Annotated in this window: 5 protein-coding genes; 2 read left to right on the top strand and 3 right to left on the bottom strand. The window is 66.1% G+C overall.

Going from position 1 to position 8,439, the window contains the following annotated elements:
- Positions 1–166: 166 nt before the first annotated feature.
- Together SH809_17650 and SH809_17645 are read left to right on the top strand one after the other, a co-directional pair.
- Complete coding sequence (locus SH809_17650; protein ID MDZ4701542.1) at positions 167–454, top strand: GIY-YIG nuclease family protein; 288 nt, start codon at positions 167–169, stop codon at positions 452–454.
- Between the two features lie 333 nt (positions 455–787).
- Entirely contained in the window at positions 788–3,451 is a 2,664-nt protein-coding gene (locus SH809_17645) for a PIG-L family deacetylase (protein ID MDZ4701541.1), read from the top strand.
- Positions 3,452–3,538: 87 nt separating this feature from the next.
- On the opposite strand, the gene SH809_17640 is transcribed toward SH809_17645, so the two are convergent.
- From SH809_17640 to SH809_17630, 3 genes are all read right to left on the bottom strand, one after another.
- Positions 3,539–4,579, bottom strand: coding sequence for a winged helix-turn-helix domain-containing protein (locus tag SH809_17640; protein ID MDZ4701540.1), 1,041 nt, complete (start codon positions 4,577–4,579; stop codon positions 3,539–3,541).
- A 418-nt stretch (positions 4,580–4,997) separates the two neighbouring features.
- The gene (locus tag SH809_17635) at positions 4,998–6,194 is read right to left on the bottom strand and encodes a damage-control phosphatase ARMT1 family protein (protein ID MDZ4701539.1); all 1,197 of its coding nucleotides are present in this window, start codon (positions 6,192–6,194) and stop codon (positions 4,998–5,000) included.
- 83 nt (positions 6,195–6,277) lie between these two features.
- A partial coding sequence (locus tag SH809_17630) for a hypothetical protein (GenBank protein MDZ4701538.1) occupies positions 6,278–8,439 on the bottom strand: 2,162 nt, incomplete at its 5' end.

The raw sequence follows: 8,439 nt of genomic DNA, 5'->3' as shown, positions 1-8,439 counted from the left end.
GTCGCCGGCTAGCCGGCGACGCAGCGGAGAGACCTCCATCAGTAAACGTATTCATGCCATTCACCTCGGCCGCGACGAATAACCCTCCTTCAGCCGAACACTTCGTTTCCTCCACAGGGTATGCCGAAGGGCGATTTTTCGTCTAGAAAGGGAAACCCCTTTTTATATGGATCGCACCTACTCGGTCTACATCCTTTCCAACCGACACAGGACGGTGTTTTACACGGGTGTCACTGGAGATCTGGAGCGTCGTCTCTGGCAGCACAGAAATCGTCAGGGCGGTGCGTTTACGTCGAAATATCAGTGTCGCGACCTGCTTTATGTAGAAGAGCACGCATTTGTGTTGGATGCGATCGATCGCGAAAAACAGATCAAACGGTGGGGGAGGCCGAAAAAACTGGCGTTGATTCGGAGTATCAACCCGGAGATGGTGGATTTGAGTGAGGAGGGGTAGTGTGATTCGTCGGGAAGTCTCTCCGCTTCGGCCTGATGACAGTATGATTTGGGAGGTCTCTCCGCTTCGGCCCGATGAATCGGGCCTTCGGTCGAGATGACATTTTATTTTATATTAAAATAAAATGTCATCTCGACCGTAGTCGCCGGCTTGCCGGCGACGCAGCGGAGAGACCTCCTTACCAATGCCTGTCATCTCGACCAAAGTCGCCGGCTTGCCGGCGACGCAGCGGAGAGACCTCCTTACCAATGCCTGTCATCTCGACCGTAGTCGCCGGCCCTCCGGCGACGCAGCGGAGAGACCTCCCCCAGACTGGCACCACTCAAAGAGCCCATGTCCCTCATCGCCCTCCTCCTCGTCCTGCTGATTGCCACCCCGGCGCTTGCCCAGCCCTACACCCCCGCGCCGGACCGGGTCCTCACCCGGCTGGCGGACCGCGACCTGCCGCAGGACCAGGGGGCCGCCGGCCTCTACCAGCGCCTCCTCAAGCTGCGCACGACGGCCAGCGCGATGCATACGACGGCGCACCCGGATGATGAACACGCCGGCCTCCTATCCCTCCTCAGCCGCGGACAGGGCGTCCGGCTCGCGCTGGCGACGCTCAACCGCGGCGAAGCCGGCGCCAACGCCATCGGGCCGGAGCTGTTCGACGCGCTCGGCCTCATCCGCACCGAGGAGCTGTTGCTATCGGGCCGGTACTACGGGCTCGACGATCAGTATTTTACCTCGCTCACCGACTACGGCTACTCCAAAACCCTCGACGAGTCGATCGCCAACTGGGGGCGCGAGACGGTCCTCGAAGAGCTGGTGCGCATCATCCGCATCAACCGGCCGCTCGTCGTCATCTCCCGCTTCCACGGATCCGAGCGCGACGGCCACGGCAACCACCAGGCCGCCGGCGGCATCACGCCGGACGCCGTTCGCCTCGCCGGCGACCCTACGGCGTTTCCCGAGCAGATCTCACAAGAAGGCCTCCGGCCATGGACGGTCCGCAAACTCTACCGCGGCGGCATTCGGGAGTCCGAGCGGTGGAACGTAACGGTGGACCCCGGCGCCGTCAGCCCGTGGCTCGGGGAGACGTACAACAACTTCGGCTACCACGGCCTCAGCCTCCAGAAATCGCAGACGAGCGGGCGATCGCGCGTATCGTTTGGCCCCGCATTGAGCTACTACGAGCGCCTCGACGCCCCGGCCGCCGGCGCGGAAGCGGGATTTTTCGATGGACTCGATGTCACCCTCTCCGGCCTGTTCGACCTCACGGGTGAGCCGGCCGAAGACGGCGCGCGGGACGCCCTCCGCGCCGCCGCCGGCCGCATCGACGAGGCTGTCCGGCGCTTCAACGTCGCCGATCCTTCCGGTGTGGTTGAGCCCCTGGCGCAGGCGGCGCGTACGATCCGCCAGCTCATCGCCAACCTGGACGACGACTCCGAGGCCGCGTTTATGCTCCGTATCAAGGCACGGCAGATCGAGGACGCTGTCCAGGCCGCGCTGGGCCTCCGGTTGGAGGCCATCGCGATGCCGGCGGCGACGCAGGTCTCCGCCAGCCCCTGGGCGCCTCTTCCCACGATGGGCGCCGCGGTGCCCGGGCAGGCGCTCCGGGTGGATGTCCAGCTGGTCAATCCCACCACAATCCCCGTTCGCCTCCATACCCTGTCGCTCGACGGCGGCCCCGGCTGGCAGGCCGAGGCCCCGGATGCCGCCGGCGCCGCGCTGGTTGGCAACAAGCCGGTGGCGCAGACCTTCACGACCACCGTCCCGCCCGACGGCGCGGTCTCCCGGCCCTATTTCGCCCGCCCCTCGATCGCCCAGAACCGATACAGCGTTACCGAAACCCCCGACAGGACGCTTCCAGCGTCGCGATCCGCCCTCCTGGTCGTCGCCGCCTACGAGGTGTTCGGCGTGCCCTTCCGCCTCGTCGAAACCGTAAGCACGCGCGAGTCGCGGCTGCCGGAAGGGTATGTGATGCGGGAGTTGAGCGTCGTGCCGACGTTTTCGGTCCAGTCGGCCCCCGCCAGCCGGATGGTGCCGCTGACCGGTCAGGTCGCGCCGTTTGATGTCCGCATCGAGGTCCAGAACAACCAGCCATCCGCCGCCAGCGGCGAGCTTCGCCTCGCGATGCCGGCCGGCTGGCGCGCCGAGCCGGCCGCCCACCCGGTGGCGCTCGGCAAAGACGGCGAGCGCGCGGCGTTTACGTTCACCGTGATGCCCGATCAGCTTCAGGCCCGATCCTACACGCTCGAGGCCACGCTAGAGAGCGAAGGGCGAACCTACACCGAGGGCTACGACGTCGTCACCCGGCCGGCGTGGGAGACGCGCTACCTGTACCGGCCGGCGGTGGTCGATGTACGCGGGGTGGATGTGCGGATGACGGAGGGGCTGGCGGTAGGCTACGTGATGGGTGTGGGGGATGAGGTGCCGTCGGCCATCGAGCAGCTGGGTGGGTCGGTGACGCTGCTGGAGGAGGCCGACCTCGCCGGCGGCGACCTGTCGGGCTACGACGCGATCGTCGTCGGCACGCGGGCGTATGCCGTGCGGGCGGATCTGATCGCGAACAACCGCCGGCTACTAGATTTTGCCCGGGAGGGTGGGCACCTCGTGGTACTGTACCAGACGCCTGAGTACCGGCCCGAGGACCAGGCGCCGTTCCCTGCCTCCCTGCCGCAGAACGCGGAGGAGGTGTCCGAGGAAGATGCGGCGGTGACGATCCTCGCGCCGGACCACCCGGTGTTCGCCGGCCCCAACCGGATCACGCCGGCGGATTTCGACGGGTGGATCGAGCAGCGCGGCTCCAAGTTCTTCGCCAGCTGGGACCCCGCCTACACCCCCCTCATTCGCTCCAACGACGCTGGCCAACCCCCGCAGGACGGCGGCTGGCTGACAGCCCAATACGGCTCGGGCCGGTTTACCTACTTCGCCTACGCCATCCACCGGCAGGCCCCGTTTAATGTGCCGGGGGCGTACCGGGTGTTCGCGAATCTGTTATCGCTGGGGCAATAAGTGGTTGGCAGGTTGACAGGTTGCAGGTTGGCAGGTTCTTCAGGGAGAGACAACCTGCCAACCTGCAACTTGCCAACCTGCAACCAATCAATTCATCATCGCATCCCCCTGGACGACCGTGAAGCCCGAGCGGGTCTTGTTGGTCGTGCGGAGTTTGCCTTCGTCGAGCAGTTCGTCGAGGTATTTGCGGATCGTGCCGGGTGAGGCGCCGACGTGAGCGCTGAGGGCTTGTTTGGAGAGGTTCGGGTTCTCCATGAGGGCCCACAGGAGCATATCCTTCAGCCGATCCTTTTTGTTGGCGAGGTTCTCGTCGGTTTCGTGATCGCCGCCGGCTTCGTGTGATGCATCTGCCTGCGCCTGGCCGTTCGTGTGCGGCGCGTTGCCGTTGGTGGACGGCGTGTGGGCGACAAGTGAGCCGTTTTTTGCCGAGTCGAGCTGATACTGGGTATGTTTGTTTTCGGCGGCGAGTTGAGCCTGGAATTTCTTGCGCGCCAGGTTGTCCTTGGCGTGAACGCTGGCCAGGAGCCGTTCGCGCATCAGCTTGACGTCGATCAGCGCGGCCTCGTGTTCGGCCTCGAGCTTGGCGCGGGAGACCTCGCTGCCGAGCTCGCGGGCGTAGTTGGACTGGAGGCTCTCCATGTTGAGCCCCTTGATGGCGTCTTTCTTGGCCAACTGCCGGCCCACGCGGCGCACCACAAAGCTGCTGCGGATGTCCCGCTCGGCCTTTTTGTGGTTCTTGAGCAGCTCGTACATCCCGGCCTCGTAGATGCTTCGGCCGATCATGACGGCCAGCACGAAGCGGAACGCCCAGCCGGCGGCGCCTTCGCCGTGCTCCAGGGCGATGACCAGCAGGGCGACATAGATCACGATCAGCGTCACCGCCCAGGCGATTTTCATCGGCATCGGGGCGTTGTGCTGCGTGTCGATGGCCAGCCAGGAGACGATAAACGCGCCTTCAACCAGCATGAGCGCACCGACCCGGATCACGGTGAGCCATGGCTCTTCGATGTTCCGAAAGGCGTCGCTCGCGACTTCGATCGTAGCCGCCGAGGTGACGATAACCCCGGCGATTTTCATCAAGAGGTCGATAATACGTTGGGTCCAGTAAAAATCAACGCTCTTCTTCATTGGGTATCACGTAGTACAGTTGAAAAAAAACAGCGCCGCCACAGGCAACGGGCGGTTTCATTCGCAGGAGACGATGCGGCACGGCAGGATCGCGGCGAATGGAGGCTTCGCGACACGGAAACGATCCAGCACGGGGGCGCGGCTCGCAAGCGATTATTGCTGAAATCCGGCCTGAAATCGGGGTATTGCCGGTAAGAAATGGGGGGAGTCCCGGCTCCCTGGGATGTCGTCACGGAGCCGTCGCGCGGCAGAACGGACGCCGCGGAAAAGGCATAACAATCGCCGGCGCACGACCGTGCATGCGTACAGCGATGTGCCAGGAAGATACCGGAAAAGCCCCACAATCAGACGGTAGGTTCGGCGTCATCCGGCCGGCTCTTTTCGAGCAATGCGGGATGCGCCAGCGGCGGGAGGGGGCTCATCTCCCTGGAATCCCGTGCGCCTGCGCGACGGCCCAGCGACCGTTTATCTTCCAGTGCGGATCCAGGGCGTGAAGCCTGGCGATCTGTTGTGCGTCGAGGCCGGCGATCACCTCGGCTTTGCAGGTGCGTAGCGCGAGCAGCGGGGTGTCGAAGTAGGCGACGATGGATGCGAACGGGGTGGTGGCTGGCCAGTGGCTGTCGTCCAGCAACCGCCGGTAGTTGGCGTCGCCCTTAAAAATCAGAAAGTCATGCCGGCCGAGGGTGGCGCGGGCCCCGTCGGGCAGCCGGCGGAAGGGATGGGGTTGCGCCCAGACGGGATCCGGTTGGATGAGCAGCCGACCCGCCGCCAGCGCGGCATCGAGGCGGGCCGCGAGCCGGCGGGTGTGGGGCGCGGCCGAGGCGCGGAACGCCGCGAGGGTGTCGTCTACGTCGCGGGGGGTGACGTCGGAGACATAGGTCGGGAAGGCTTTGACGTGGAGCGTGACGCGGCCTCCGGGCGGGAGCCGCAGCAGGGCGTCGACGAGGGCGAGGTCCATCGTGAACTCCTCGCCGGCGTTGTCGACCACGACGCCCATGTCGAGCCTCCCACCCGCGGCCGCCAGCCAGGCGGCGACGGCGCCGGTGTCGTCGGCGAGTAGTTGCTTATCCCGGTCGATCAGTTCGTGACCCGGCCCTTCGCCGGCCTGCCACAGGCTGAGATCCGCCTGATTGCCCCAGAGGGAGGCTTTCAGGAGGCTCCGCAGCGTCTCGGCGGTGGGCGGCGATTCGAGTAAGCCGGCCTCGGCGAGGGCGCGGAGAGGCGCTTCGGCGATGGCGAGGCTGGCCTCTTTGTCGGGGCCGTACGGGTCGACGCCGGCGCCGGGTCCATCCCCAAAAAATCCGGTCGCCTCCAGCACGCGCCGGAAGAGGTAAAATTCGGCGAACAGCCAGGGCACTTCCAGCCAGCTGGCGCCGGCGTGGGGATCGACGAGGCTGCGCCAGCCGGCCAGGTCGGGGGCGTGGGGATCGTCCAGATGCCGGATCGGGGCATGGGGCAACTCGGCCGCAAGGGCTTCGATAGCCGGGTGCGCGGCTGCCGGCACCTCCGGGTTGAGCCGCGCGCGCCGCGCGAGGGCGGGCATGCGGGACGTCACCGTCGAGCGGGCAAACGAGTCGGGATCGGCGCCGCGCAGCGGCGGGGGTACGTGTAACATTTCAGGCGCGATGGTAAGCCGAGGCCTTGTATGGACACGATACATCGTGTCCCTGAATCGTCTCGATTAAGCACGTCCCCGTATCAAATCCTCCACAAAACATCCGGGTCGATGTACGGCTCGGCATCCCGATACCGTTCGGTGAGCTCGATTTTGCGCTGCAGGTGATCGCCCAGGTTGGGGCCGAACACAAACGTCGTCTCGCCGGCAGCGGACACGAGTATCCACTCGGTCTCCTGCTGTTCCCACAGCGCGAGCAGGAGGCGGGTATTCTGGATATCCAGATCCATCATTTCCTGCAGCGCCGCGCGATGGCGCGCCCGCTCCGCCGGGTCGCTCGTCCCCAGATACCCGTACACGCCCTCCGTCCAGGCGCAGACGTTGCGTTGGGCGGTTGTCCAGGCGCGCAGGGCGCGGACACGGACGAGCAGGTCCCGGAAAACCGGCTCGCCGGCCAGCGGCGCGAGGGTGGCTTCGATGGCGTCGAGCCGGGGGAAGACGTGGGTGTCGAATCCCTGTCGGTTGGCGGCGGCCTGGGCCGGCGTCATCAGGGTGAACATGACGTCCCGGCTGAGGTCTACGTTGTTCGGGTTGTTTTTGACGGTGACGATGAAGTCCTCGTAATACCGCCGCTCGGCCTCGGGCACGGCCTCGAGATTGGGGACGAGCGGCCGGATCCAGGCGCGGTACCAGACGAATCCAAAAAAGCTGTACAGATAGATAAACGGCGTCCAGGAAACGGCCTCGTCGATCGCATCCCACGCGGCCACGAGGTCGCCGGCGCGCGCCTCGCCGGCCCATGTTCGGGCGAGTTCGAGGAGGATGTCGTCGATGGGTCGTTCGGGGTTGAGCTGGGCCTGCTGGATGACGGCCGGGTGCGGCCAGTAGGGCGTTTTATCCAGATGCAGCAGCCCCCCGTGGGCGCTGACGCGGGTGATGCCGGTTTCACGCAGGCTCATGAGCTTGCCGTGGAGCGTGCGGGGAAAGGGGGTGCCGAGCAGCGGCTCCATGTTGAAGCTGGAGCCCGGGGAATACGACACCGAGGGTTCGATCCCTTCGCCCCGGTATCGGGCCAGCGCGGTCGCCTCCCGCGGGTCCATCTCCGTGTGGAAGATCGTGCCGGCTACGCCTTCCTGATCCGGGTACCTCGGGTGACGATACGGCATGTCGTACCCCTTCACCAGCAGCGACGGCCCCTCGACGGAGAGGTGTTTGTCCATCGCGGCCGTGATGTGGTCGTGCTCGTCGCGGAAGGCATCGATCCGGAGGCTGACGACGAAGTCGGGGTTGACCTCGGCGGCGGTTTCCTGCAGCAGCCGCATCCAGCGGACGGCGCTTTCGCCGGCGGCGCGGGCGATGGCATCGTGCGTCCGCCACTCCCGGATGAGGTACGGCCCGCCGTTGCGGCCAACGTACAGCGAGCTCGTGTGCTCGAAGCCGGCGCCGCTGTCGTTGGTCCAGACGGACAGGTACGCGAGCTCGGGCACCTCGCGCATGAGGTTGTGGATGAGCTGCCTGTAGTGCTCGCGCGAGACCGGGTGGTCCTGCGCGAGGGTGTAGCGGGGCACATGCGACCGGAACGGGTGATCCACCCGCGCCCCTCGCAGGTACGGGTGCCGCTGGAAAAACGGCTCGGGCATGGCGCGCGGCTCGTAACAGAGCAGTCCGGGCTTGAGGCCGTATTTCAGCCCTTCGGCCGCGACCCGCTTCAGCCGTTCAAGGTTGGCGCGGACATACGATCGGTCGTACAGGCCGCGCGAGAGGTCGGAGTCGACGAATTGCAGCAGCCCGGGGCCGTATGAATAAAAAGCGCGGTAGAACTCGGTCGACACCCCCGGTTCGTAGGGCATCGTGGAGGCGAGGCCGTTGGCTTCGAGATGGGTGAAGCCGGCGCGGGCGAGTTGCTCGATGTACGAGGCCTCGTCGAAGTCGCGCACGGTGCGGGCGACCTGGGTAAGGACGGAGTCGTACAACGGCCGATTCCAGGCGAAGGAGGATTCGAGCAGGAGCCCCTCGCCGAGCCGGCTCCGGTGCGCCTCGGTCAGCCCGTCGACCAGGAGGTGGACAAACGCGTACAGCAGCGCCGGCTCGGTGGAAGTCACCTCCCCGTTCCCGCCGGCGTCGATCCGCGCCCGGCACCAGGGGGTATGAGCGGACGGCGGCGACACGTGGATCAGCAACCCGCTTTCCGGCGACGAGGCGGCCGTCGGCGGGGCGATGCCGAGCAGCCGGCACAGCGCCTCGG

The sequence above is a fragment of the Rhodothermales bacterium genome, assembly GCA_034439735.1.
Taxonomy (GTDB): Bacteria; Bacteroidota; Rhodothermia; order Rhodothermales; family JAHQVL01; genus JAWKNW01.
This window is presented reverse-complemented; position numbering and strand designations above follow the sequence as displayed.